General features: G+C 57.0%; 19 protein-coding genes. 4 read left to right on the top strand and 15 right to left on the bottom strand.

The genetic code is table 11. The features are described from left to right. Positions 1-11: 11 nt before the first annotated feature. From O3S85_RS07865 to O3S85_RS07850, 4 genes are all read right to left on the bottom strand, one after another. The gene (locus O3S85_RS07865; RefSeq protein ID WP_269539402.1) at positions 12-1,271 is read right to left on the bottom strand and encodes a restriction endonuclease subunit S; all 1,260 of its coding nucleotides are present in this window, start codon (positions 1,269-1,271) and stop codon (positions 12-14) included. Further along, positions 1,268-2,719: a class I SAM-dependent DNA methyltransferase gene (locus O3S85_RS07860; protein WP_269539400.1), complete on the bottom strand. Its 1,452-nt coding sequence runs from the start codon at positions 2,717-2,719 to the stop codon at positions 1,268-1,270. The genes O3S85_RS07865 and O3S85_RS07860 overlap by 4 nt, the downstream gene beginning before the upstream one ends. 619 nt (positions 2,720-3,338) lie before the next feature. Further along, positions 3,339-4,064, bottom strand: a complete 726-nt coding sequence (locus tag O3S85_RS07855; protein WP_269539398.1) for an HU family DNA-binding protein — start codon at positions 4,062-4,064, stop codon at positions 3,339-3,341. Positions 4,065-4,678: 614 nt separating this feature from the next. After that, positions 4,679-5,593, bottom strand: coding sequence for an AraC family transcriptional regulator (locus tag O3S85_RS07850; protein WP_269539397.1), 915 nt, complete (start codon positions 5,591-5,593; stop codon positions 4,679-4,681). Between the two features lie 195 nt (positions 5,594-5,788). Between O3S85_RS07850 and O3S85_RS07845 the strand changes: the two genes are divergently transcribed. Continuing rightward, positions 5,789-6,850, top strand: a complete 1,062-nt coding sequence (locus O3S85_RS07845; RefSeq protein WP_269539395.1) for an NAD(P)-dependent alcohol dehydrogenase — start codon at positions 5,789-5,791, stop codon at positions 6,848-6,850. A 112-nt stretch (positions 6,851-6,962) separates the two neighbouring features. On the opposite strand, the gene O3S85_RS07840 is transcribed toward O3S85_RS07845, so the two are convergent. Further along, on the bottom strand, positions 6,963-7,679 hold the full coding sequence (locus tag O3S85_RS07840) for a 3-keto-disaccharide hydrolase (RefSeq protein WP_269539393.1): 717 nt from the start codon (positions 7,677-7,679) through the stop codon (positions 6,963-6,965). 19 nt (positions 7,680-7,698) lie between these two features. Then, positions 7,699-8,799 carry a Gfo/Idh/MocA family protein gene (locus O3S85_RS07835; protein ID WP_269539391.1) on the bottom strand — a complete coding sequence of 367 codons (1,101 nt, stop codon included), beginning with the start codon at positions 8,797-8,799 and terminating at the stop codon, positions 7,699-7,701. Positions 8,800-8,906: 107 nt separating this feature from the next. Between O3S85_RS07835 and O3S85_RS07830 the strand changes: the two genes are divergently transcribed. Continuing rightward, positions 8,907-9,818: a helix-turn-helix transcriptional regulator gene (locus O3S85_RS07830; RefSeq protein ID WP_269539390.1), complete on the top strand. Its 912-nt coding sequence runs from the start codon at positions 8,907-8,909 to the stop codon at positions 9,816-9,818. A gap of 44 nt (positions 9,819-9,862) precedes the next feature. On the opposite strand, the gene O3S85_RS07825 is transcribed toward O3S85_RS07830, so the two are convergent. Then, positions 9,863-11,638, bottom strand: a complete 1,776-nt coding sequence (locus O3S85_RS07825; RefSeq protein WP_269539389.1) for a DUF2314 domain-containing protein — start codon at positions 11,636-11,638, stop codon at positions 9,863-9,865. 299 nt (positions 11,639-11,937) lie between these two features. Here O3S85_RS07825 and O3S85_RS07820 point away from each other — a divergent pair, with 299 nt between their 5' ends. Next, a complete protein-coding gene (locus O3S85_RS07820; protein WP_269539388.1) occupies positions 11,938-13,884 on the top strand; it encodes a choice-of-anchor Q domain-containing protein in 1,947 nt (648 codons plus the stop codon). 265 nt (positions 13,885-14,149) lie between these two features. Here O3S85_RS07820 and O3S85_RS07815 read toward each other — a convergent pair whose 3' ends face one another. The 6 genes from O3S85_RS07815 to O3S85_RS07790 form a co-directional block, all read right to left on the bottom strand. After that, positions 14,150-17,503, bottom strand: a complete 3,354-nt coding sequence (locus tag O3S85_RS07815; RefSeq protein WP_269539386.1) for a hypothetical protein — start codon at positions 17,501-17,503, stop codon at positions 14,150-14,152. A gap of 140 nt (positions 17,504-17,643) precedes the next feature. Continuing rightward, the gene (locus O3S85_RS07810; RefSeq protein ID WP_269539385.1) at positions 17,644-18,774 is read right to left on the bottom strand and encodes a hybrid sensor histidine kinase/response regulator; all 1,131 of its coding nucleotides are present in this window, start codon (positions 18,772-18,774) and stop codon (positions 17,644-17,646) included. A gap of 11 nt (positions 18,775-18,785) precedes the next feature. Next, the gene (locus O3S85_RS07805) at positions 18,786-22,091 is read right to left on the bottom strand and encodes a PAS domain-containing sensor histidine kinase (RefSeq protein WP_269539384.1); all 3,306 of its coding nucleotides are present in this window, start codon (positions 22,089-22,091) and stop codon (positions 18,786-18,788) included. A 389-nt stretch (positions 22,092-22,480) separates the two neighbouring features. Next, positions 22,481-23,218 carry a hypothetical protein gene (locus tag O3S85_RS07800; RefSeq protein ID WP_269539382.1) on the bottom strand — a complete coding sequence of 246 codons (738 nt, stop codon included), beginning with the start codon at positions 23,216-23,218 and terminating at the stop codon, positions 22,481-22,483. Between the two features lie 115 nt (positions 23,219-23,333). Further along, positions 23,334-23,933, bottom strand: coding sequence for a guanylate kinase (gmk, locus tag O3S85_RS07795; RefSeq protein ID WP_269539380.1), 600 nt, complete (start codon positions 23,931-23,933; stop codon positions 23,334-23,336). Between the two features lie 36 nt (positions 23,934-23,969). Then, on the bottom strand, positions 23,970-24,509 hold the full coding sequence (locus O3S85_RS07790; protein WP_269539379.1) for a hypothetical protein: 540 nt from the start codon (positions 24,507-24,509) through the stop codon (positions 23,970-23,972). 194 nt (positions 24,510-24,703) lie between these two features. On the opposite strand from O3S85_RS07790, the gene O3S85_RS07785 reads away from it, so the two are divergent. Next, positions 24,704-24,925 carry a hypothetical protein gene (locus O3S85_RS07785; protein ID WP_269539377.1) on the top strand — a complete coding sequence of 74 codons (222 nt, stop codon included), beginning with the start codon at positions 24,704-24,706 and terminating at the stop codon, positions 24,923-24,925. Positions 24,926-24,938: 13 nt separating this feature from the next. Here O3S85_RS07785 and O3S85_RS07780 read toward each other — a convergent pair whose 3' ends face one another. Then, positions 24,939-25,139 carry a hypothetical protein gene (locus O3S85_RS07780; RefSeq protein WP_269539375.1) on the bottom strand — a complete coding sequence of 67 codons (201 nt, stop codon included), beginning with the start codon at positions 25,137-25,139 and terminating at the stop codon, positions 24,939-24,941. Further along, a complete protein-coding gene (locus O3S85_RS07775; protein WP_269539373.1) occupies positions 25,136-25,780 on the bottom strand; it encodes an arylesterase in 645 nt (214 codons plus the stop codon). The genes O3S85_RS07780 and O3S85_RS07775 overlap by 4 nt, the downstream gene beginning before the upstream one ends. Positions 25,781-25,801: the final 21 nt, after the last annotated feature.

Genomic DNA, 25,801 nt, shown 5'->3' with positions numbered 1-25,801 from the left:
ATGGCCCTACCTTACACCGCCGCCTCCACTTGCGCTTCGGCTTGGCGTGCGTGTTGCGTCAACTGACCGGTGAAGGCCTGGTGCAGCAGGGATTGTTTCAGCTCGTCCAGGCGGTCCAGCTTGGTTTGCGCGAGGGTGGCGAGGTGGCTGGTCCTTTCCGAGAGCGCGTCCAACTGCTCGACGATGCGGTGTTGTTGGAAGATGTTGGGCGTCAGAACGGGAAGCTCTTTGATAATGCCCATGTTCAGTCCATTCATGATAGAGCCTTTGCCGTGTTCTAGCTGATGCTGGATGGATCGATCATGGTGCAAGAAATAAGCATGCAAATACTCGGGTAAACAGAGCTCCCGATTAAGACTAATGCAGCAAAGATGCTTGGAGTTTATCGCATCACCAATGTCAGCCGGGATAATAGCGCTCCGTCCACAAGTGCCCATGATGGTAATGACGACATCGCCTGGATATACCTTGTATCGCTTGAGAGATTCATACTTCTCTGGTGTTATAAATCTACGTTCTCCCCATGCGAATTGATTGTTCACTGCATTATCAATTCCGAGGACAGCAATTCCCTCAGAAACAAATTCCTTGTGAAGTAACTGGCTGCCGAAAGGACCGGTTCTCATCGAACCTTTTTTGTTCTCTGCAAGTTCAGCAACAGTCTTAGTTTCGCAATCGGATGGAATGATTGAGTCGAAAGTCTTCTTGGCTCCTCGCTCAAACACCTCCCGCGCATTGGCGAGGACTTGTTGGGTGTTGGCGGTGGCGGTGTTGATGGCGGCGAAGGCGGTGTCGAGGATCGCCACGATGCGCTGCTGCTCCTCCAGCGGCGGGAGGGGGATTTCGAGGTTCTTAATTTTCTGTTGAGATATGTTTGGCTGTGCATTTCCGACTGCCTGTCCTACCAGCTCAGCTTCCCTTGATCGAAGAAGGTAATATATAAAGCTAGGATCATAGAGCTTGTTTGGAAAGACTCCGCATACAGCCTGATTACTGGTTGCCGGTAACCTCAGAATACCAACTTTTCCAGCAGTAGCGCCATACATCGCTACGAGAACAGTATCTTCGGGAAATAATTTGGCTGAGGAGTTCTTAAATCCTAATTCAGTTATGAAATTATCTACTTCGCAAATTTCACCTTTATTGACTTCGCCACTCATTAGCCACGGTATGGTGCCGCCTTCATAATACTCTTTCTTTGATCTAGACGGCGTTCCTCCAGAGGCTGTTTTGCACACTTCTCCCAGCTTCACTGTCTTCCAGTTCTTCATAGCAGGGCGCGGATTTCGGTTAGGGCCTCGGCGGTTTCGCGTTCCAGCGCGGCGATTTCGTCGAGGATGTCGGCGGGGTCACGGATGGGGTCGGCCTCGGGGGCATTGGGGTTCTTGACCGAGAGGTCGCAGGTTTCGGGGTCGAGGTCGGCGGCGCGGATTGTCCACGAGCGCTCGCTGTCGGCTTTGGTTTTCTCCAGCGCGATGAACTCGGCAAGGTCGTCGTCGTTGAGCGGGTTGGTCTTGCCGAGGCTGCGGCCAGGGTCGAGCTGGTAGTACCAAATGTTCTTTGAGGGCGCGCCTTTCTCGAAGAAGAGGACGACTGTTTTGACGCCCGCGCCGAGGAAGGTCTTGGCCGGGCAGTCGAGGATCGCGGTCAGCTGGCAGTCCTCCAGCAGGCGACGGCGGAGGCTGCGGCTGGCGTTGTCGCTGTTGGACAGGAAGGTGTTTTTGATGACGACCGCCGCACGCCCGCCCGGCTTGAGCGACTTGATGAAGTGCTGGAGGAAGAGGAAGGCGGTCTCGCCGGTTTTGATGGGGAAGTTTTGCTGGACCTCCTTGCGCTCCTTGCCGCCGAAGGGCGGATTGGCCAGGACGATGTCGTGCTGGTCCTTGGGCTGGATGTCGTCGACGTTGATCGCCAGCGTGTTGGTGTGGATGATGTTGGGCGCCTCGATGCCGTGGAGGATCATGTTCATGACGCCGAGGATGTAGGCCAGGGACTTCTTTTCGCGCCCGGTAAAGGTGCGTCGCTGAAGGAAGTCGAGCTGCTTGGGCGACTGCACTTGCGGGCGCAGGTAGTCGTAGGCCTCGCAAAGGAAGCCCGCCGAGCCACAGGCGCCGTCGTAGATGGTTTCGCCGATCTCGGGGTTGGTCACTTTCACCATGGCGCGGATGAGGGCGCGGGGCGTGTAATACTCGCCGCCGTTGCGCCCGGCGTTGCCCATGTTTTTAATGCGCGTCTCGTAGAGGTCGCTCAGCTCGTGCTTTTGCTGCTGGCTCTTGAACTCCAGCGCATCGACCAGCTCCAGCGCGTCGCGGAGCAGGTAGCCGCTGTTGAACTTGGGGCGGATTTCGGAAAAGATTTCGCCAATCTTGTATTCGATCGTGTTGGGGTCGGCGTCCGGCTGCTTGAAGCGCTGGAGGTAGGGGAACAGCTCGCGGTTGACGAAGTCCACGAGGTCGTCGCCGGTCAGGGCGTTGTCGTGGTCGAACGCGCCCTCGGCGTTCTTCGGCGCTGCCCAGTGAGTCCAGCGGAATTTGTCCTCCAAGAGCGGCTGGTAACGCGCGCCTTCGAGCTGGGCCTCCATCTCGCGGGCGGGCTCGAGGTCTTCCAGGTATTTCAGGAAGAGCAGCCAGGAGGTTTGCTCGGCGTAGTCGAGTTCGGAGGCGCAACCGGCCTCTTTCCACAGCACGTCGTCGATGTTCTTAAAGGTCTGTTCAAACATAGGGCGACGCCGACTATCGTGGGGCAATGGGCAAATGTGAATCCCGAAATGTGGCATCAAGAGACTGGTTTTTTGAGTTCGCTGGGGAGGCGGCAGAAATCACGACCTTCGCTTTCAAAAACACCGCCTGCTATGTTGGGTCAACAACAGTAGCTATGTTAAGGCAACAACAGTGGCTGTGTTGGGGAGACAACAGTAGTGGCTTTTTCGAAACACAGCAGTAGGCTTTTCGAAAAAGAAGCATAGGGCTTTTTGAAAAAACCGCATTAGGCTTTTCCAAAAAGGCCGGGTAGTCTTTTTGGAGGCGCCGATAGGTGGCCGGGGATTTTTAACCACGAAGGACACAAAGTGCACCAAGTAATTATTTGAGTTAACGAATCGTGATTAACAATTGGGGCACGAGCAGTGTGTCGGCTTCGTGTTCTTCGTGCCCTTCGTGGTTAAGAGATACGTTGCCCCAAAGAAAAGTGAGGACGTTGACGATTCAATTTATCTAGTAGTCGCGCAGAGCTTAGCTGGACAGCGCAAAAAAAACGCCCCCGCCGGTGAGGGCGGGGGCGTCGGTGAGCCGACTGATTTGCGCGCGGCGTTTACCGGATTGGGAGAGCGGTGTTGCGCGTTAGGCGGCGAGGGCCTCGGTGGAGAGGACGGTGTCGAGCGTGCCGGTGCGGACGTCGTTGGTGCCGAGGGAGCGGGTGCGGATGGTGACGATGTAGTCCGCGCCGTCTTCCAGCTCGGGCGGGACGAGGAACGTCACCTCCTGCGGGTCGTTGCGGGTGATCTCGCCGACGCGGGTCTCCGCGCCCGTGGCCTGGTGGATGAAGAACACGCCTTCGTCGGGCGCGACCTCATTGAACTTCAGGCGCTTGCCCTTGATGATGGCGCTGCGGCCGGGCGTGAGCGTGGCGCTTTCCTGGCCGGAGCCCTTATCGATGAGGCGGTAGAGCCGCGGCGCGCGGTCGACGGTCTCCACCTTTTCCGTGACGATCAAGCCTTGGAGGCGTTGGCGGAAGGGCTTGCCCGCGACGGCGTGGAGGTAGAGCTGGTGTCGCGTGGGGTCGTAGGCGTCGTGTTCGTTGGCAAACTGGCCGCGGATGGCGAACCAGAGCCGCACGATGCCGCCGAGGTTGACACTGCGCCCATCGAGGAGCTGTAGCTCGACGACGCGGAGCAGCTCGGTGATGACGGCGCGGATGTCGGCCTCGGTTACGGTGGAGCCCAGCAGCTTCATTTGTTTGATGAGGTCCTCGATCTCAACGGCGCGAGACGGCGTCATGACAGCGTTGTAGCCGTCGCCAGTCAGCGGGTTGGGATGGAGGGTGTATTTCAGTGTGTTTGTTTTCATGTTTTTATTTTGGATGGTTCGAAGGTTCGGTAGTGGGAACGCTCGAGCGTTATTTACGTTGTGGTTGATGTTGTTGTGTCCCCCGGGTGGGCCCTGTCCCGAGGAACGTGTGCATCCTATCAAAAAACATGAAAACGGGCCATGCTTCCATTGGCTCGGTTGCTTCAGTTTGCTCAGTTGCTTCGGTTGGCGTGCTTTTGCGCCTACGTTGAGCCGAAATGGCGCAGTGCGATGCTGTTGAATGCTGCTGGGTGCTGTTGAATAATATTCAGTGCTGTTAAGCAGCTCTGTTTGGCGGCGGATTATGGGGTGGGCAGGAAATTATTTTTCGAAAAGTGAAAATAATTTCGGGGAGCGGAAAAGGGTGGGCTGAGCAAAGCCAGCGAGGCGTTGGGTGGTTGGGGCGTCGTCATGTAGGGCTCGCGCTTGCGCGATGCCGCATCCTGCTGGCGGAGGGGCAATGGCGGCGTCGGGCAAGCGCGAGCCCTACATTCATGCGTGGGGGCATGTTGGGTTAGGGCACAGGCGGGACGCCCGTGCTACGGCATGGGGCACGGCTTTGGGGCACGGCGTTTTTTTGGGGGGGCTTTGAGTCGTACTGACCGTCGCCAAGGCTAACTCGCCTGCGCCATTTGCTGGAGGTTGGCGATGTCGCGCATGGGAGGGGCACCGAAGAGTCGGCTGTATTCGCGGCTGAACTGCGAGGGGCTTTCGTAGCCGACGCTGAATGAGGCCGTGGCGGCGTCCTGTTTTTCCATCAGCATTAGGCGGCGCGCTTCGCGCAGGCGCAGTTGCTTCTGAAACTGGAGCGGGCTCATCGCGGTGATGTTCCGGAAATGGTGGTGGAAGGTCGAGGCGCTCATGCCGGCTTTCTGGGCGAGTTCTTCGACCTTGAGCGGCTGTGTGTAATGATCACTGAGCCAATCAATGACCTTGGCCATTTGGTGGCCCTGGCTGCCGCCGGATGCGATCTGGCGCAGGCGTCCGCCGAGCTCGCCGGTGAGCAGGCGGTAGATGATCTCGCGCTGAATGGTGGGTGCCAGGATGGGGATGTCTTGCGGGTTGTTGAGGAGCTTGATCAAGCGCGTCACGGCGTCGAGCAGTTCCACGGTGTTAGCGCCGACGGCCATGGCGCGTTTGGATTGCTGGGCTTTGGGGGGCGGCAGGTCGCTGTCGACCATGAGCTGTGCCACTTCGCGGAGATTAAACTTCAAGCGCAGGCCGTAGTAGGGCTGCTTCGGGCTGGCGTCGATGATGCGCACCACGGTCGGCAACTGGACGGAGGTGATCAGGTGGTGCCTGGCGTCGTAGACAAACGAATCTTCGCCGAGGTGCAGGCGCTTGGCCCCCTGCGCGACGATGCAGATGCTGGGCTCGTAAACGCCGGTAAAGGGGTCCGTCGTGGTTCGGCTGGTGTAGAGCGCCAGGCCATCAATGGCGGTTTCTTCCTGGTTACCCTTCTCGGTGAAATGGGCAATGGCCTTGATTAAAGCCTTTATGGGCGCGGCGATTGATTTTTCAGCGTTCATCGATACTGTCTTTGTTTATGCGGTATTCTCGCGATTTGGCGATGCGCCATTGTAGCACTTCGTTGTCGGCAAAATCAAATTATTCTGCGGGTTCGGAGAATCAGGCAAGAATCCGACAGGATCGGTCTACCCGATTTGTGGGCCGATGATGTAAAATAGGAGACGTTTAAAAACAACCAACAACACCCATCCATCATGTATCAAGCCAAAGCCTTTTCCGCTGCGAGCGCCACTGCGCCACTCGCTCAAGACTCCATCCCGCGCCGCGATACAACCGATCGTGATGTCGCGATCGACATCCTCTTCTGCGGCGTGTGCCACTCCGATCTTCACCAAGTGCGCAACGAATGGGAAAGCGTCATGCCGACAGTTTACCCGTGTGTGCCGGGTCACGAAATCATCGGTCGCGTGACGGCAGTTGGCACCGGTGTTTCTAAATATAAAATCGGCGATCTCGTCGGAGTTGGTTGCATGGTCGACGCCGATCACAGCTGCCAGCACGACCATGAGCACGAAGAACAATTTTGGCCGGGCACGGCTTTTACTTACAACTCCCCGGACAAGCACGGCACGGCACCCGTTACCTATGGTGGCTATTCGGAGAGCATCGTAGTCGACGAACGCTTTGTTCTTAAAGTGCCGGAAAACCTGGACCCGGCGGGCGCGGCACCTCTGCTTTGTGCCGGCATCACGACCTATTCGCCGCTTCGTCGCGCCAAGGTGGGCCCGGGTGTAAAGATGGGTGTCGTCGGCCTGGGTGGCCTTGGCCACATGGCCGTGAAGTTGGGCCATGCGATGGGCGCGGAGGTAACCGTTTTTACCCGCTCAAAAAGCAAGGTGGAGGACGCCAAGGAGCTCGGCGCGGACGATGTGGTGATCTCCACCGATCCCGAAGCGATGAAGGCCGTAGCCGGAAAGTTTGACTTCATTCTCGACTGTGTGGCGGCCGAACACGACCTCAACGAATACATCGCGTTGCTGGGCGTGAATGGCAACCTGACGCTCGTTGGCGCACCGGAGCAACCTTTGCCAATCAAGGCGTTTGGCCTGCTCTTTGGCAACAAGTCGATCTCGGGGTCGATCATTGGCGGCATCAAGCAAACGCAGGAAATGCTCGATTTCTGCGGCGAGCACAGCATTACCGCTGACGTCGAGGTGATCCCGATTCAGCAGATCAACGAGGCTTACGAGCGCATGCTTAAGTCGGACGTCAAATACCGCTTCAGCATCGACATGAACTCGCTCAAACAAGCCTAACCGACAACGGCACAGTAGATACTCTGCATCGCAAAGTTTGATTAAGCAAAACGCCGCTTGGGAGTAACCTAAGCGGCGTTTTTGTATCGGTTGAAATGTTGTTGGTTGAAGATTAACTTAGGCGGCGAAGCCAAATATTGCGGAAGCGGACGGGGTTGTTGTGGTCTTGGAGTTGGATGCAGCCTTCGGCGGGGTGGGCTTCGTAGTGCGGGAGTTCCCCCTTCTTGATGCGCGTGCCTCCGAGCACTTTCGTGTGGGCCTGCACGACTACGCCATTGAGCAGCACAGTGATTATCGCAGGTGCGACCAGGCGTTTGCCGTCGAAGACCGGGGCCTGCCAAACGATGTCGTAAGTGTTCCATTCGCCGGGTTTACGGATGGCGTTTACGAGCGGTGGGTGCTGGCTGTAGATCGCGCCGACGATGCCATCGGCGTAGGTCGGGTTCTCGTAGTTGTCGAGGATCTGCACTTCGTAGCGGTTCTCATAGAAGAAGATACCGCTGTTGCCGCGGCCTTGGCCCTGGCCTTGCAACTCGACCGGAGAAGCGAACTCCAGGTGCAGTTGCAGGCTGCCGAACTCTGCTTTGGTAAAGATGCTGCCGCTCTTCGGGATGACCTCGAAGTAGCCATCCTCGACTTTCCACTTGGCCGGTGAGCCGTCGGCCATGCGCCAGTGGCTCAGGTCGCTGCCGTCGAAGAGCACAGTGGCGTCGGAGGGCGGGCCTTGTTCGATGGCGGGTGCGACGTAGGCTGGCTGTGGGCGCTCCGGGTCTTGGGCCATGTAGCCGGTTTCCGGGATGATGAACTTCGGTTTTTCTGAGTCAGACATAGGTGGGGAGGGTGGTGGATTAAAAATCTTCGAGGCGGATGCTGCGCTGGGTTTCGGCGGACTTGGCCAAGGCGCTGAGCATCTTCATGAGCTGCACTGCCTGGTCGACGGAGTTTTGCGGACGCTTGTTCTGCGCGACGCATTCCGCGAAGTGCTTGGCCTGAGTGACCAAATCGCTCACGCCGATGAGGGAGGCATCGCGTGGCAACTCGGATACGGTAAAGGAATTGTTGGGGCCGGAGACGAGTTGGTTCTTAAAGATGTCCACCCCGCCTTCGGTGCCAAAGATTTTGTAGCTCTGCCATTCATCGGAATACTCGCTCTCACCTTCCTTCTTTTCGCCGACTTGGTTCATGCCGAAGGCAAAGCTTCCCTGGATCACCGCACCGTTCTCGAAGCGAATCCAGGCAAAGAAGTTATCGTCAGCGGTATAGACATCGGGGTTCGGCGCATACTGCTTAAAGGCGGGCATTTCTGATGCGGATACTTCGATGGGCATCGGGTTGCCCATGCAATACCAGAGCAGGTCGAGGCCATGGATGCCGAGGTCGATCAGCACACCGCCGCCTTTGGATTTATCGGTGCGCCAGGTGTCGCCGAGCACTTGTCTGCCGCGCGTGCGCACCCACTTAGCTTCGCCCGCGTAAACGGAGCCGAGCTTGCCGTCCATAACCAGTTGACGCGTGGCTTGCGCATTGGCGCTGAAGCGTGACTGCCGCACGAACATGTATTGCTTGCCGCTGCGGGCCACGGCCTGCTCGATCTCCAGCATTTCCTGGTAGTCATTGGCGGGCGGCTTTTCGCAAAGCACGTGCACACCGGCGTCCAGGCAGTCAATGGTGGCCTGCTTGTGGAGGAAGGTCGGTAGGAGGATCACAACGGCGTCGAGGTCTTCCTTGGCCAGCATCTCCTTGTAATCGGAGTAGCGGCGCTGAAAGCCAAACATGGTTTGCGCCTTCGTGGCGGCCTCTTCGTTGATCTCGGCCATGGCGGTGAGCTCGACACCGGGTATCGGCGTATAGACGCCTTCGCTATCTGCGGTGGCGAAACCACGGATGCCGAATGGGCCAGGGTGAACGCCAAGGAAGCCAAGTTTTATTTTGGTGGGCTGGGTAGTCATGTGCTGGGTTGTTGAAAATCAATGAGGTGGTTGCGGGAATACCTTAGCAACATTCCGGATTGCCGCCAAGGGGAAGCTTCTGACATAAAAGGGTAAAATTCTGATCTATGGAGAAGCGCTGGACAGTATGGGATATCCGCTCGGGGAAGGTCGGCTTGCATCAATTTTTGGAGCAGGCGCTTGGCGAGCACACGGATAGACTCCAGCGCGGCCAGCAGGTGATCAAAGTCATCGGTGGCCTGGATGAGAGCGGCGAGACGGAGTTGGAAGTTAACCCCCGCCCAAAGATGTTCTTTCAACTGCGCGGGCAAAACGAAGTCACGCACCTCGGTGGGGTAACGGTGGTTGATCCGGGAGAGATGTTGATCATCCGCGCGCGGGCACCACACCGGGAGCGGCGTATATATCAGCGCAAGCGATACGCGCACATTTACACCAACCTTTCTGGTCATCGTTTTGTTTATAATGCCTTTGTGCTCTGCGGTGATAAGCGAAAGCGGCAAAAGCACATTGCCACCGCGTTTACGGACAACGAAAAATGTGACTTTGCCCAACGCCTGCTGGATGAGCTTTGCCAGTGTGCCACAGAGGGGGATGATCCGTCTGCGCATCTAACCCGGACGCTGGCCGAGGCATTGCTACGCCAGCTTGCAATCATACTAGGGAGCCCCCAGTGGGAGGGGATGGCGAACCCATTGGTGGTTAAATGCAAGCAGTTGATTCAGCATCAAATGCATAGCCCTGGTCTCACGGTCGCGAGCATCGCCGAGCAACTGGATGTGCACCCGGATTATTTATCGCGGCTATTTTCTGAACAGGAGAATCAACGACTGGTGCCCTACATCGTGCATTGCCGGATGAACCTGGCCAAAGAAATCCTGCGCAACCTGAACATCCGCATCGAAGAGGCGGCGATGCTTTGTGGTTTCGCCGAGCGTGCTTATTTCGCCAAAGTTTTCAAGCGCTCGATGGGCATGACGCCATCGCAGTACCGCGCGCAGGTGAGGGCGGCGCGGTAGTGGTGTTGGCAATGGGCAACTGCAGTTGCGCAGATGTAGTTGAATTAACTCGGCCCTCTGATGATGGTGATCGTGAGAAACGTGATCATGAGCGCCAGTTTGACGTAGGCTAATATCAGACCGGCCAATGCCATGCCGCTGCCTTTGGTGAACTCGCCCTTTTTTATTTTGGATCTGGCTTGGTGGCCACACAGCAGCGCGGGTATCGCGAACAGAAAGAATAGCCAAGTTAGGATACCAAAAATCAGTGCGAAGATGGCAGATAGCGGGGTCTTGTCTTTTGCGGTTGGTAGGGGCGGTGGCGTACCGGGGGCCGACTCGGTACGATGCACGCTTTCCATCGGAATCGGGAAAATTTTCGCTTCCGTGTTGGGGGCGACGATGCATGGGCAGATCGGCATGATCTGGTCACCGCCGGGCATCAGGCACTCACTGGACAGCATGACATCGAAGAAATAAACCGGCTGTCCACCGGTGAATGATCGGGGCAGTTCCCGCATGCGAAAGAGTTGAAACTCCTCGTCGGCCAGCATGTCGTTGAGCCGTTGAACATCTTCCGGAGGGATGCCCTCGTAGTCCTCTTTTGCCATGCGGGACATGATGTCGAAGGCCACTTGTTCTGAGCGCTCATCGCCACCGGCACCGGCAATGATCAGGGCAGGGGCTTTCTTTACCCGACCGCTCGTGAGCGCTGAATTCGCCATGACAATGCAGGCCATCTCGACTTTCCCTTCCGTGGCGACTTCAAGGAACGCGTCGCTAAACGAGCGCTTGGAGCCCTTGATGCTTGAGGGGTAAACGCGGGCGGCATAGTTGTTAAACCGCGGGCTCAGGATGAACTCCCTGACCTTTAGGCGTAGCTCTTCGCGGCCCTCCGGGCTCATGCCGGCGCTGTTGTCTGCCGGTTCTTCCGGCAGCGGTTCCATGCCGGAGAGCACTTTGCGGTATTGATTGGCCTGCTCGAATGACATGCGAGGCAGCATGGCGCGCAGCGTGTAGTTGCCGACCATCTGTTCATTTTCCAGATACATCCAGTCGGTGATTTGCTCGACCGGCGCTGAGTAGGTTTGGCCGACGGTGATGTTGGTGACGTTGATCGGCTCTGACTCGAAGGTCCCGGTGAAAACACCATCGCGATAAGTGGGGTTGGAGAGCCACATGTGCTCGGCCTGGTCGCCGTCCGTTACTTTTACTTTGACCGTGAAGTTCTGTAATTCACCGCGCACGAAGCGCTCGGTCACGGCGGGTAGTTCCGTGCGTGCCTGGGCAATAGCGGCTTCCATCGACGGGTCTTCATTGTGGATCGAGCGAATGTTGGACTGATGCACTGCTGTGTTGCGCACCCACTCCTGGAAAATGTAGAGATCGGGCTCCAGCTCAACGTTATGGTCTTTTAATTCGCCTTCGATAAGTTCGGTCATGTAGAGCTTATCACCGCCCTTGATGCCGACAATGTAGCGATGCGGCGCGCGCTCTGCGGCGTCGCTGTTCCATTGATTATCTTCGCACGGGCCGATGATGGCCGCGGCGTAAAGTGGATCACTGTCTTGCGCGCCGGGCGGAAACTCAATGAGTACAATGCAGCGGCCATTGTCCTTAAAAACATGCGCCTCCATGCCGTCGGGCGGGATAGCTGGGCCGTCCAGCTTATCGGCCACCTTTTCCAGCATGGTATTCCACAGCTTGTGAAAATTGGCGGTGGCTTCCTGGGGTTGGGCCATGCCGAGGAAGGCTCGGCGGCTGCCCTCAAGAACCATGGGGATCAGGGTGTAGGCGAAGTGAATGCGCTGGCTGCTGGGCTTAGGTTTCGGGGTGCTCATGGCGCTTATTTGGCAGTGATTGAATGTGCTTAACAAGCATTATTCTCGAATTGTTAATGCGGCGGGGTGAGCCGGTGTGTTCAATTATGGTAGCTATAACGCATTAGGTGCTTTAGCCTAACGATATATGGTTTTTCACCCGACTTTCACGATGTGGCGTTGACAGGTATGCGTGGCGGGTTGATAGATCGCGGGGCGGTGGCGGTACATGCTGCCACTCAACACCCCTAACTGCGCTACTGGTGACTGCCTGTGGCGTGTCCCCCAACCACTAAACTCCAATTGGAGACGAACCCCCTATGTTAAAACATCCCCTGAACCTGGGCGGTATCAGCGTGCTTGTGCTGTGCCTCTCGACAAGTGTTAACGCGGCGACGTTCTACGTTGATCCAGTCAATGGCAGCGCTTCCGGCGACGGCAGTGCGGGCAATCCCTGGGCTGACTTGCAGGACGTGATTGAGGATCACGTGGAATCCGAGAAACCGCTCAACTACCCCTACGACGGCACGCTCACGGCGCGCAATTCCGGTGCGGCGATTACCGCTGGTGATACGATTCTACTCATGTCCGGCGATCACGGCGCGATCAACTTATACGGCTGGTATAACACTGGCGAAATTACCATTGAAGCCGCGCCCGGCGAAACCCCCGTGCTGCAAAAGTGGATTCTAAAAGGCGGCAAAAACTGGACGCTGCGTGGGCTGACGATCAGCGCGGAGCCTTATGGTACGCCTGGCACCGGGCAGCTGGTCAGCTTTGAAGGGCATGGCTGGCATGGCCCTGCGAGCCAGTGCACAATTGAAGACTCCGAGATTTACACCGTGGACGATATTTCCAGTTGGACGGCTACGGATTGGACCAGCACTGCGGCGAGCGGCATCAAGCTGTATGGCGACGACATGACTGCGCGTGGCAACCTCGTGCGTAACATTTCCTTCGGTATCGCCGTGGGCGGTGACGATGGTCTTGTGGAATACAACGAGGTTATCAACTTCTCCGGCGACGGCTTGCGTGGTCTCGGTGACTACGGTGTCTTCCAATACAACTTAGTGATGAACTGCTACGACGTCGACGGTAACCACGATGACGGTTTCCAGTCTTGGGCGGATGATGGCGGTGGCCCGGGCTCGGGCGTGCGCTATGGCATCGAGTTGCGCGGCAACATCTTTATCGAAACCGACGACCCGACCCGCGCGTTGAATGGCCCGCTGCAAGGCATTGGCTGCTTCGACGGCATGTTTGAAGATTGGGTGATTGAAAACAACGTCGTCGCCATCGACCAGTGGCATGGCATCACCTTGCTTGGCGCGACGGACTGCACCATCGTCAACAATACCGTTGTCGATCTGGGCATACGCAGCAACCGCCCATGGATCGAAATCGGTCCGCATAAAAACGGTTCACCCAGCACGGGCAACGTGATCAATAACAACATCACACGGCAAGTGCGCGACCGCACCACGGGCGGTGTGACTCAGTCGAATAACATCATTATTGATATCCCGAGTTACTCCACGTACTTCATCGACCACACGGTGAATGACTACCGCTTGGTGAGCGGCAGCCCGGCAATTGATGCGGGCACATCCAGCAGTGCACCGGCGGACGACTTGATGGGCGACCCGCGTCCCCAGGGCAGCGGCTATGACGTCGGTGCCTACGAATTCGCGCCTGCGATCTTGATTGAGGGGGCGTCCACGGATACCCAACTCAATGATGACGGCAGCTCGCCGTGGGTGAACAACCAATCGGGCCGTGTCGGTGGATCAACGGGAACCTTGGAAGGTGTGATGGTTTACGTCTTCGAGCTGCCCGTGCTCGCCGCAGGGGAGACGATTCTCAATGCGAACCTGGACTTCACCTTGTTGAGTATTTCCAATGGAACCTTCGCTGGAGAGGGCGACTTATACGGCATCGCCTATCGCAGTAGTAGCGCGGTGCTGGCCAGTGATTTCTACAACGGCACCTATGGCGGCGACACCGGCGCGACTGAGCTGCAGCAGGGCATCATGTCGAACACGCAAGCATTGGGCGTGGTCTCCACGGACGCGACCGGCGACTGGAATCTAACCGACTTCCTGAACGATCAATACGACAACGGCGCTACGGGCGGCGACTACGTCTTCCTGCGGGTAAACTCCAGTGAGACCGACCACTCGCCGTATCGTTACTGGTCACTCGCCACAGCGAACCACAGTACGGTTGCGAATCGTCCGGTGCTTTCCGTGGAAATTGGCGACGAATAGTTTATTGCTTGTGCTCGCTCCAGCGGGCATTCCTTAGTTAGACAATCCCGGGTGTGTTAAGCGCCCGGGATTTTTATGTGGATTCATTTGGTATTGGAGTGGAAATGGTAGCGCGGAGCGTCCTCGCTCCGCAAGCAGCGGCAAGACATCAAGGTCGATCTGGAAATGTGTATCGCCACAGATCGCCCGATGTAAAACTTCTGACTGCCGTCTCATTACTTGCGGAGCGGGGACGCTCCGCGCTACCTCTTTTTATGCGAAGTGCTTACTCGCCGTGCAGGTAGATGTCCGGCTTGCCCCAGCCGGGGGCGCGGCCTGATTCATCCAGCGGGCTACGGATGAAGGATATTGCAGCGCCGATGGTTTCCAGTGATCGGTAGGCGGGTGTGTTTGGTGGGAGGCCGTATTCGCCCTGGCCACCGCGGATGACGCGGAATGTCTCATAGCTGCCGTCGAAGGAGTCAAAGAGTGTTACCTGGCCGCGGGGAAGATCGACGTTGGGCGTCCAAGTCCAATCCCATTCTTTGGCTTGGTGGTCAATGTTGTGACGGAGGAATGCGCGCGGGCGGCCGGTGCCCATCGCCATACCGTTGAAGTAGCGGTTGGCACCGACGGACTTGCCGTTGAGGTTGATAGCGATGTTTCCCGGACCACGATTGGGCGAGTAGACAAAGCGTAGATCGGCCTCCTGCCACTCGGTGGTGGAGTCGGTGTTTTCGTCGTCGATGTAGAGCGTGTGCCACTGGCCGTCGGTGAGCGGATACATGTCGCGCCAGTAGTTTTCGGGCGTGCCGGGAATATTGCTTTGAAGATTCCGGTGAAAGCTGTCTTGCCGCTGCGGCGAGAAGGAGCGAAACGCATTGGCGTGAACCGAGTCCATGCCGCTGATGCAGAGCTGCCACTCGCCATTGACGAGCTCGCGGATGCGGTAGCGGTCCTCGGGGTTCATCCAAACGTAGAGTGTGTTTTCGTCCTTGAGCTGGTTGGCGTCGGGTGCTGTCGTGCTGCTAACGTAGCGGATTTTGCGCAGACCGTTTTCAAGGTATTGGCGCGTCAGCAGCATGGTGGGGTAGCCGATTTCGGCGCACAGCTGAAAGTAGGGAGTGAGGACCTGCATGCTCAAGTGGTCGCCGTCTTCGAAGGTGTCGGTGGTCTCGATCTCGCTGACGAGAGCCTCGCCATCGTAGAGGCGATAGCGCGCGGTGTCGCGCTCGGTCAAGGCAACTTCGTAGCGCTTGCCGCCGTTGCTTTCGCTGATGATCTCGCGCAGCGTGCCGGGCGTGCCGACGGAGCCAAATTTGACGTGTAGCACGAAGCCGTCGTCGGGTGAGCCTTCGCGCCACGGGTTGTCGAGTGTCTGCCGTTTGGCGGAAATGGGCGTCGCAGAAAACTCATCAAAGAAGCTGCCTTTGCGCGACGGATCACCCAGGAAGTCGGCCAGATCGGTCGGCATGGGCGCGACCTGGGCCAGTTCGCTCTTGGGGGTGAGCCGCGCCGCGCCGCCGGGCGATTTTTCCCAATGCGGCTTCGGTGCGTAATCGAGCGGGGAGACGAAGCCTTCGAGGAGTTTATCTCCCGAGTAAGTGGTCTGCGAGAAGTCGGCCTCGTAGTGGGTGTCCCACGTTCCGCTAAAGGTGATGGGCTTTTCGTAAACGTCGGCAATCGTGGGGGCATTGGCTTGCCAACCTTCGCGGGCGGCGGGGTCGGGGCGCGCGTCGATCACTTGCTTGAACTGCGCGGGCTGACGGTCGACATGCGTGCGGAAGTAGGCGTTCTCGGAGTTGATGAGTTCGTAGAACGGGTGGAACAAACTGCCGCCGATGCCGCTGCCTTCGACCATGTAGCCATAGTGTTCGTGGTTGTTGTGGTCCCAGCGTTCGAGGAAGGCGTTGCCGAAAATACCCATGTTGACAATGTAATCGGTCTCACGCGTCTTGGGGTCACTGAGGGCAAAATCTTTGTCCGGGCCGATGGTTTTGATGCCACGATGGCCGGCGGGCATGAGGTTCTGAAAGATGTTCCAGTAGATATGACTGTCGACGTAGGCGTCGCTATCGATGATGAAGTTTTGCGTGGCACCACCGATCTCGTGCCAGGCGGCGGGCCAGTTGTGACGACCAAACTGGGAGAAATTGCTGAAGACAATGAAGCGCTGTGGCCGCCGCCCGTTTTGATTGGCCTGGCTCTGGAATCCGTCGGTGTGCAGGTTGGAACCGAGGTGGCCACTGGTGTCCTGGCGATTAGGGAAGCCACTCGCCCCGGCAAAGTGATTGTAGGCCAGGATGACATCGACCCAGCTGCCATACATTTGCACCGCGTCATAGCCGCGCTCCAGCCAATTGCGCGCGATGATGGTATTGGTCAGTTGGCTGTTGCCGCCGGTGGAGAAGCCTGCGCCAACGCCCGAGATGATGTTATCGAGGATGGTGGCGTTATCGAGTTTCGTGATGTTAATGCCAAACTGCGCGGCACCGTCGGGGCACTCGATCCAGTTGTTGCGAAAGTCAACCTGGTTGCCGCTCAGCTGAACCATTTCCTCATAGGAGGCGGCCGCGCCCCGACCCTCGACGGGGAACTCCGTCGGCCGCGTAATACGGCAAAACAGCAAGCCAAGGTTGTCACCAATGCTGCGCCAGGACGCGATGCGCGTATCGGGATGACCGATTAGCCAGACGCGGCGGCCATCGGTTAGCTCATGCACGGCCTTGCCCCACTTAGTCCATTGGCTAGCCTGGATGCCGAGTGTCTCGGGATCGGTCAAGTATTGGCCGGGCAGTTGGATGACGTAGGTGCTATTGGCAGGGAAAAGTTCGTCGCTAACGTTGGCCGCAATCCAGTCCATCGTGCCCTGCCAGTCGAGACCGGCGGCATGCGCATCGAAGTCGATCTTTACGCTGCCCCTTTGGAGTTTAGCGGGAATCTGGGCAGCGGGGTCGTCCCATGCTTCGAGCTGCACAACGAGTAACTTTGTGAGGTAAACCTCGGGCTGCTCCAGAATGTCTTTGGTGGGGCGCCAGGGGCAGCCGGCAACTGGGGCGGTGAACTCGCGCGCGTACCAGCGTGTGCCTTCGGCGGCAGGGCTGGCCATCTCGTAGAGAAACATCAGGCGGCCGGGTGGAGTGTTGTTAAAGCGGACGCCGGTTCGATTGAAGAAGGTGGCGCTTGTTGCTGTCGCCTTTTCGTTGGCCACCTTGAGGCCGAGGGGATTCCCTTCGGCGTCGTGATCGAAGGGTGCCGGAAAGTTGAGGAATTCGCCGCCAGTCTGGCTCGCGGAAAAGCCGTTAATGGGGTCGACCATGTTGCGGAGATCCGGGGAGATTTTCTGACCGTTGGCATCAATAAACGAGTCGTAATACTGCGCATCGATCTCCAGGTTGGCGGGTGTCTCGCTGACCAGGAGGTCCGCGTAGCCAATGACCTTTACCGGGTGTGGCGTACCATTGGCATCGTTAAGCTGAGTGAGCTGGCCGTTCTTGGCGAGCTGCCAGATGTCATCCCCGCGCGTGGCCCACTGCTGGGCGTTGGGGAATGAGATCGGTTCAGCAGACAAGGCTCCTGCGCAAAGCAGCAGGAGTGAGCAATGAATCAGGCGAAGAATGAGGCTTTTTGAGTTTTGCATGAGGACATCAAAACTAGAACCATACGCGTTAGCCTGTGGGCTTGTAAAGCAGAAGGGACGCTTTTGCCATGGCATGGGTATGGTTGACTGCCTGCTTCGAGCAGCTGATGGCCGCTGTGCTTTCCCTAGACGGCTCCCATCTAGGGTTTGGCGGGTAACGGTAACGTTAGCTCGAAGACGGCACTTTCGCCTGGTTTACTGACCAGCTTTACATCGCCATTGAGTGCACTCATGATGTCCTTAACCAGTGAAAGGCCGAGGCCGAATGACGATTCACCACCCGTGGGACCGGCGGAGAGACGCTCATATCTTTTGAAGAGGCGCGGGTAATCTTCTTCGGTAAATCCCGGACCTTCATCCGATACGCGAATCAAGGCCTGGTTGCCGCCATCGGTGATTGCTTCAATATGAACTGTGCTGTCCGGGTCCGAATATTTGATGGCGTTGCTCACCAAGTTGTCGATGGCTTCGGTCAGTAGTTTTTCATCGGCGAAGACAATGCTCTCACTACCTTTAAAGTCCAGGAGAATGCTTTTATTGAGGCTTTGTCCGTAGTTGCGTTGGCGCACGATATCGAAGACCTCGGCTATTGGGATAAACTCGGACTGTATGCTGAACTCACCATTGAGCGTCATCTTGGTATTGAGCAGGCCGTTGAGAGCGCTGATGGTGCGCTCGCAGCTTTGGCTGATGATCCGGTATAACTCATGGCTGTTCGTTTCGGTATCCTCATCGATTTGATCGGGAAAATCCTCTAAAAGCATTTGAGCCAGGCAGCGAACTGATGACACCGGGCCACGGATGTCATGCGCGATGATGCCAATGAGCTCATTGAGGCGATTTACTTGCCACTCTTGTTCCCGGCGCTGCTCCTGTATCTTCAGGTGGGTGTCTACACGCGCCAGTAGCTCGGCGGCAAGGAACGGCTTAGTGACATAGTCGACGGCACCCGCACTGAAGCCGGCTTGAATATCTTCTGATTCCACGCGCGCCGTTAGAAAAATAACCGGCACATGCTCCAGCTCTGGCCGTGTCTTGAGCTGTCGGCAGCATTCGAAGCCGTCCATACCGGGCATGTTGACATCGAGCAAAATAATGTCGGGCGTGTTGTTGTCCAACCACTCCAAGGCTTCGTGGCCACTCGTCGCAAAGGCTATGTTGAGGTTTTTCTTAGCCAATGAGCTTCCCAGAACACGTAAGTTTTCCGGTTGGTCGTCCACCGCCAGCAGCAGTGGCTGATCGACGGGCGTATGCTTTTCTAAAATATTCATGCAGACGGCTATCAATTATTCTTAAGGTGGTTGGAGAGTTGTTGCAAGCATTGGCGCGCGCCAAGAATGTCAAATGACTGTGTGGCGAGCTTCAGTTGCTGGGCGGTGCCGGTGAGAAATTCGCACTGGTGCTTCTGACCGGCGGTGAGCAGTTTTTCGGCGAAGTCTTCGATGTCTTTCAGCGCGACGCCTCCTTGCAGATGCGCGATCTGCTCGCGGAATTCCTGGGCGACGGGCTCCGGTAAATTGACGGGTGGCTTGGAGGATTCCTGGCCCTCAATTTTCATCGGTGACGGGGTGTTTGACCGTATAGTGGCACCCTTGAGCCAGCGGTGGCAGGTGTTAATCAATAACTGCGGAGGGATCGGTTTAAAGAGGCATTCACTGAAGCCAAAGGGGGACAAGTCGCTGTTGGACTTTTGCAAACTGGCGGTGATCGCGACGATCGGGGTAGACTGAAATGCTTCCAGCTCGCGGAGTTGCTGGCAAACCTCGGTGCCGTCAATGTCCGGCATGGAAATATCGAGCAGGATCATGTCGGGGTGATGCTGCTTGGCCATCGCCAGCCCTTCGTTGCCATTGTTGGCCGTGATGATCTGGACCGCGTCAATTTGTTCAAAGACGGCTTCGACCAGATCAATGTTTTCCCTGACATCGTCCACCACGAGGATTTTGGTGGCGGGAAACTGTAGGTTTTTAATGTCCCGGGTTGCGTAGTTCTGCTCGTATGAGGGGCTGGCCGGGGAGACGTTGTGCAGGTTAAAGAAGAACTTTGTGCCGTGGCCCAGTTTGCTGGTGTAGTTGATTTCACCACCCATGAGTGTCACGAGTTTGGCGCTGATCGCGAGGCCGAGGCCGGTGCCACCATGGCTGCCGCTGCCCGCCTGTTCGAATTTTCCAAATGCGCGTTCGCGGAAGGAGTCCGGTATACCGCATCCGGTATCGATGACTTCGAAATATAGGTCGTATTTTTCCCCGCGCTGTTGGCATGACACGTTGACCGTCACCGAGCCTTTCTTGGTGAATTTGACGGCGTTGGACATGAGGTTGAGCAGGACCTGCTGCAGGTGGAACGAGTCGAGAATCAGAAAGTCCGGGATGTTGTCTGCAGTCTTCGCAATAAGCTCGATGCCCTTGCTCTCGGCCTGTAGCTGGAAGATGGCGAGCAGGTCATTTACGGTTTGGTGAAGGTTTACCGGCTTGTATTCCAGATCGATCTTACCGGCTTCGATTTTGGCGAGGTCGAGCAGGTCGTTGATCAAACTCAGGAGCGCCTTGCCGCTGGTTTGGATCGACTTGAGGAACTGCGCTTGCCGGGGCTCTTTCACTTCGTCGGCGAGCAGCTCAGAAAAGCCTAGAATGGAGTTCATCGGCGTGCGGATTTCGTGGCTCATGTTGGCCAAGAAGTTCGTTTTGGCGCGGTTGGCGCTGTCGGCCTTTTCACGCATTTCGATCAGCTCTTGCTCGCGTAAAACGCTCTGCGTGATGTCTTCCGTGAACATCATGATACCGCCAATGGAGTCATCGATTTGGTACCATGGGCGGATCTCCCAGCGCAGGTATTGGTCGTGGTCCCAGCCTTCGGGTCGCCATTGGTCGCGGTCATTAAACATTTCTTCACCCGCCAGGCAGCGGCGGTGAATTTCTTTCCATTCATCGGAAATGTTTGGGAATACGTCGTAATGGCTCTTGCCCACAACGTCCCTGTCCAACAGCCCGTAGTCCTTTTTCCAACGCTGGCTGAGGGCTACATACCGCATCCGACGGTCGAACATGGCAACGGCGGCCGGGGCGTGCTTCACGTAGGCTTCGAGGCGGTCCTTTTGCCGGTTGAGCGCCAATTGTGCGACTTCGATGTCCTGGTAGCGCTTGCGGTTCAGATAGAGCAGGTGCGTCAACAGCGCGAGGACGAAGGACATGACTACACCGCCCATGAGGAACACCGTCTCGGCTTGCTGGTTGCCCTGATTATACTGTGGCTCAACGTCGACATAATAGGCGAAGCTCGGGCTTAGGTAGATTAGCGTCTTTCCCGGCCCCAATTTTTGGGATTCCGCTGAGCCGTCGGGGACATAGGGCCTAATCGAGTAATCGAAGATTTGCGATAGATCCGTGCCCAACTGCTGAATCGCGTTCTGTGCGAATTCTGAGGCGTCGATGACGGCCATTAAGTATACCTCGGTCGGACGGCCAGCCATGCGGGTATCTTCCATTACCCAATAGCAAATTTTATCGGTGGCTTCATCTCCTGTCAATGTGACGGATTTGCCTGACTCAAGTAAATCTGCAGGTGGGTGCTCATCCAACCAATCATTATAGACCAGGGTGAGTTCGTTGGGGTAGCCCCAATCCGCCTGAGACAGTTCTTCGGTGAGCCGTATATACTTAAGGCTCGGAAAATCCCGGATGTAATACAGCGCATCGTGCTCCCATAGGGATTCCAGATTGGCCAGCGGCGAGGTAGCACGCCGGGTCATGCGGCGCAGGGCTTGCTCTAACTGGGTGTCTTGGGAACGCAAGGTGTTGGCGATGACGTTCGCGCGCACATTAGCGACCTCGATTTGATTGGTGACCGACTGAGAGTGGAAGGCCAGGAAGATAATACCCACCGCGATGAGAGAGTTCACCAGCACGGGGGCCCACATCCAGCGGAAGGCTCCTTGGTAAAGCGCACGGCCACACTTGAAGCGCTGCATAATCAATGCGGCAGACAGCAAAAAGAATCCGCTGGCGGTAAGGATCGCCATTTCGGAAAATCGTTTGCCCAGCCAGACTGCCTGGGGCACATCCAGTACGTAGCAGAACAGCGCTGCACCCGAGACGCCTAAGGTCAGGCTGGCCAGGAAGACGATGGGTACCTCCAGCTTGGGGCTTCGATGGCCAATGGTGGAGATCAGCGTGGCCATTGAAGCGAGGCCAAAACACATCGCCGTCATTAGGGACATGCGGCCTGGTGCGGGGGAATTATCGGCGATGAAGGGCTCGCCAAGAATGCGGTCGATGCCCAAATCTGCCCCGAGTGCGTGCTGAAGCAAATTAAGCGCGGTCCAGATGACAAACAACACTGCGGCAATTCGCTCAATATGCCAACGATTCCACTGGGGCGAGGCCGCCAGAGGAAAAATGCAGGCGCTGAACAGGAAAAAGCCAATCGCGGTCGTAGCCTGCATCGGGGCCAGCCCAGGCGCAATCTGAACGATCACACGGGACTCAGTGATCCAACCAACCAAGACCAGTAGGGACATCACGCCAGTTAAGAGCGAAATACCGGTTGCGACCGGACATTTGCTGATTAACGCTGAATTCTGCGATGCCATGGCTTGGTGCGTGGGTGGGGTTAGCTGGTTGGCGGCCGATTAGACAGCCTTGGGGTAAGGCTTCCGCTGAAATCACAGCATATATTATGCTTTAATAGGACATTGTCCACGCCGGAATTGGCATTGCCGCTGGTCGGCTGGGCATGGTGCGCGCTCTGAATGTCCATCTTGCAGGTTTAGCAGGAAGTTTATGAGTGAGTAGAGGGCTAGGGTCAGTCCCTGAGAAAACGTCCCGCTGTTCAAGATGATTAAGTCGTTATCAAGAACCTTGAGCAAAAAGGGGTGCTAGCATCTAAGCTTTTAAGGATGGAAAACCTTAGAATCGAGCGCCGATGCCCATTAGAGGAAATCTTTGCCGAGAAAATTGTCGGCTGCATATTGCCCGGCGCTTAGTCCTGATCGAGGAACTTAGCGATGTCGGGCAAGTGCTTTTCCCACTGGCCACTGGGGAGGCGGACAAGCCAGGGATCGGTGGGGCGGGTTAGGTCGATCGTTTCTTCGGGCAGGTCGTCTTCATCGATTTCCAGCAGGTCGATTGCGTCCAAATCGTCGTCGAAAGCCAGGGAAAGCCGTCGTGGCTGCGGCTCCAGAATCAAGGCAGGGTTTTTAACGCGGCCCTTTTTCACGAGCTCAAAGAGGCAGGGATAATGGTCGTGTTCGTAGGGCTTTTTGAAGTCGCTAAACCACTTGTTGGGCACGTCCTCGCGGCGGTCGAGCAGCACGACATCTGAAAAGTGAATGCAGGCGCGGTGCCAAAGCTCCAGCTTCGGCTGCGCATGCAGGAGCTGGCAATGAACCACGGTGATGATACGCGCCAGCGATTGCCCGCTGATTTCAAGCCACTCGGCAAATGCCTCAATAAAGTCCAGCGGATTACCGCGGCCGGAGGCGACGATGAAGATGGCTTCGGCCGCGGCCGGGGTCTGGATTTGGCGCAAATCCTCGTAGGTCATGAGCTGCGTGGCGTCGCGGCTGGTCAGCTCTTCGTTGACGGGGGTTGTTGGTTCGCTGGTATGCAGGGCGATTGCGATCTGCTCGTCTTCGGCGAATCCGCCATCAATCAAATCACGCACGACTTCACGGCGACCAGCGCCCTCGGCACCCAGGATGAAATAGACTTCGGCCATGGTTCGAAATTCTGGCAATTTCAGTGATTTGTCCAAGCCTGATTTGCAAAGAGTGGCAGTATTATAGAGCAGGCGAGGGACGCTCCACGCCGCCGATGGGGAGGTAACTTCTGAACTACGCCCGCGATTTACGCTCGGCTTCGTAGATGGCCGCCAAGCGGGCAAAGTCCTCTTCGCGCGTGCCGCTAATGATCACGTGGTCGTAAAGCGGCGCTTCCTCCAGTTCCTTGTTCGCGGTCTGGATGCGTCGCTCGATCTCCGCTTCGTCGTCGCTTTGACGGTACTCCAGGCGTTCGCGGACCTGCTCCGGCGAAATTTGAATGAACACCGTGACGACGCGGCCGCGCAGGGCCTCGTTTTCCCTGGAAGCCTGGCGGTAGGTTGCGGCACCCTGGACGTCAACATTCAGCAGTAGGTCGACTCCGGCGGCGAGCTTGGCGTCGATCTCGCGCTTGAGGGAGCCATAGTAGCGACCGTGGACCTGGGCGTGTTCGTAGAACTCGCCGTTGTCGATCATTTCGCGAAACTGCTCCGGTGGGAAAAAGTAGTAATCGACCCCGTGTTGCTCACCCTCGCGTGGATCGCGGCTGGTGGAGGTAATGACGCGGCCCAGCGTGTCGTAGTGCGCCAGCATGCGGTCGCAGACGGTGGTCTTGCCACTGCCCGCGGGACCAGAAACAACGAGCATCAGTCCGGACGATTCTTTGGGGTGCATGCGCGAAATGTGAGGTGCTCAGCCCCGGGAGACAAGCTAGTAAGTGAACGAAACGATCACCAGCAGCGCGCCATAGCCCATGAACGCACCACCAAACAGCTTGAGTCGCTTGGGCTTGGCCCAGAGCCACTCGAACAGGTCGCGCATCAGGTAGGGCATCGTGCCGATAAACATCGCGGCGATGATCAGCACGTAAACGATGCTCACGAGGACGAGGCGTTGTGGTTCATCATACTGCATGTAGGCCGAGCCCAGCAGCGGACTGGCGCTGAGCAGCATGAGCCCGGCCAGGCCGCGCACCGCCAGAAAATCCGGTGTGTAAACAAAGGCACCAAGCGCGGATGCACCAAAAACCACTAGCATGATCATTTTGTAGTCGCCAAAATCTGCCTTGCCGAGCTGTGTCACGTGGTAGAGGAACCATAGCGCGGCTCCGCCGAACAGGACCATCGCGGCTGGCTTGGAGCGTAGCAGCGAGAACGCGCGTGTGCGCACCCCGGTACCCCCCTTGAAAAATGGGAGTCCCCAGAGTATCAGCACGAGGCCGGTCAGCAATGTTGCGAGAAAAAGCGACATGAAGCCCAGAACGATGGGGCATGCGGGCTGGCATGAAAAGCTAAAAAATTAACGCTCTCGGTGGGGCTTTTGGCGTGAAATGGTTACCTGTACGGCTTTAACGAACGTAGTGATTTTCACTCATTTTAGGATTTTCGCCTAAATCACTTCTGACTCTCGTCGATAGAGAGGCCCAAGCGATACTACTTCTTCCCATGTTTTATACAAAGGTGAAAATGTCTCATAACTCACAGCCGGGTTTCCCGGATGATATGTCAGCCAAACAGCGTTTCGAACTGGAACGCTGGGCGCGGCTTAATGGCATGTCGGTAGAAGATTTCGTCAGCGCTAACTTAAAGGAGCAGCAGCGGATTTTTCAGGCGCTTCATGCTAAATCCAATTCGGACTCCTTGGCGCAGAACCAAAAAGAGGCCTAGCTTCCAACGTAGCCTATAGCTCCACACTAAAAGCGGAGTTTGGCGGGTTGAGCATCGTGCCATCTTGGATCGCCCCCGAGTTTTCCAACTGCCCCGCTCCGGCACCCATCGCTTCGCGCGCTTTGGCTTCCTGTTGTTTTTGAGCCTCGGTAGGTTGACTGGTAGCGCAGCCGGCGAGCAGTGCGCCGACACAAAGAGCGGTCAATAACTTCATGATTGTGGTGATTGAGTGGTCAGTAGTGGCTTAAGGATCGGCCAAAGGTTGTCAGCCATGATCTGCTGGCCCTTAGCGTTCGGGTGAATGCCATCGGGCAAGTTCAGCTTCGGATCGCCGGCGACGTCTTTCAGCAAAAAGGGAATCATCACGGCGTCGTTGGCCTTGGCGACATTTTGGTATGTCTCGGCGAACGACTCGCGGTAGGCCTCGCCCAAGTTGGGTGGCATGAACATCTGGGCGACGACGATCTGCGCCTCCGGGTGCTTTTCTTTCACGCGGTCGATGATCGCTTGCAAATTCTTGGCCATGGCGTCGGTGGGCAGCCCGCGCAGGCCATCATTGGCACCGAGGGCCAGCACGAAGACCGCCAGCTCCTGCTTGCCGCGGTCGAGCCCGGCGAGGGCCCAGTTGATCCGGCTTAGGCCACCGGCCGAGGTTTCGCCACTCACCGCCGAGGCCAGCGCGGTGTATTCGTTTTGCAGGCCCTCGGTTTCGATCTTCTCCTGGATGAGCGCCGGGTAGCCTTGCTCGGGTGCGAGCCCGTAGGACGCCGTCAGGCTGTCACCGTAAAACATCACCACAGCTGGCTTGGCATTGACCAGCGGCGTGAGCGCGATTACGAAAAAAGCGATGGCCAACGCCGCGAAAGTGCGACGGAA

The sequence above is a fragment of the Cerasicoccus sp. TK19100 genome, from assembly GCF_027257155.1.
Lineage (GTDB): Bacteria > Verrucomicrobiota > Verrucomicrobiia > Opitutales > Cerasicoccaceae > Cerasicoccus > Cerasicoccus fimbriatus.
Note: the sequence above shows the minus strand (reverse complement) of the source record. Positions and strands in the feature narration are given on the sequence as shown.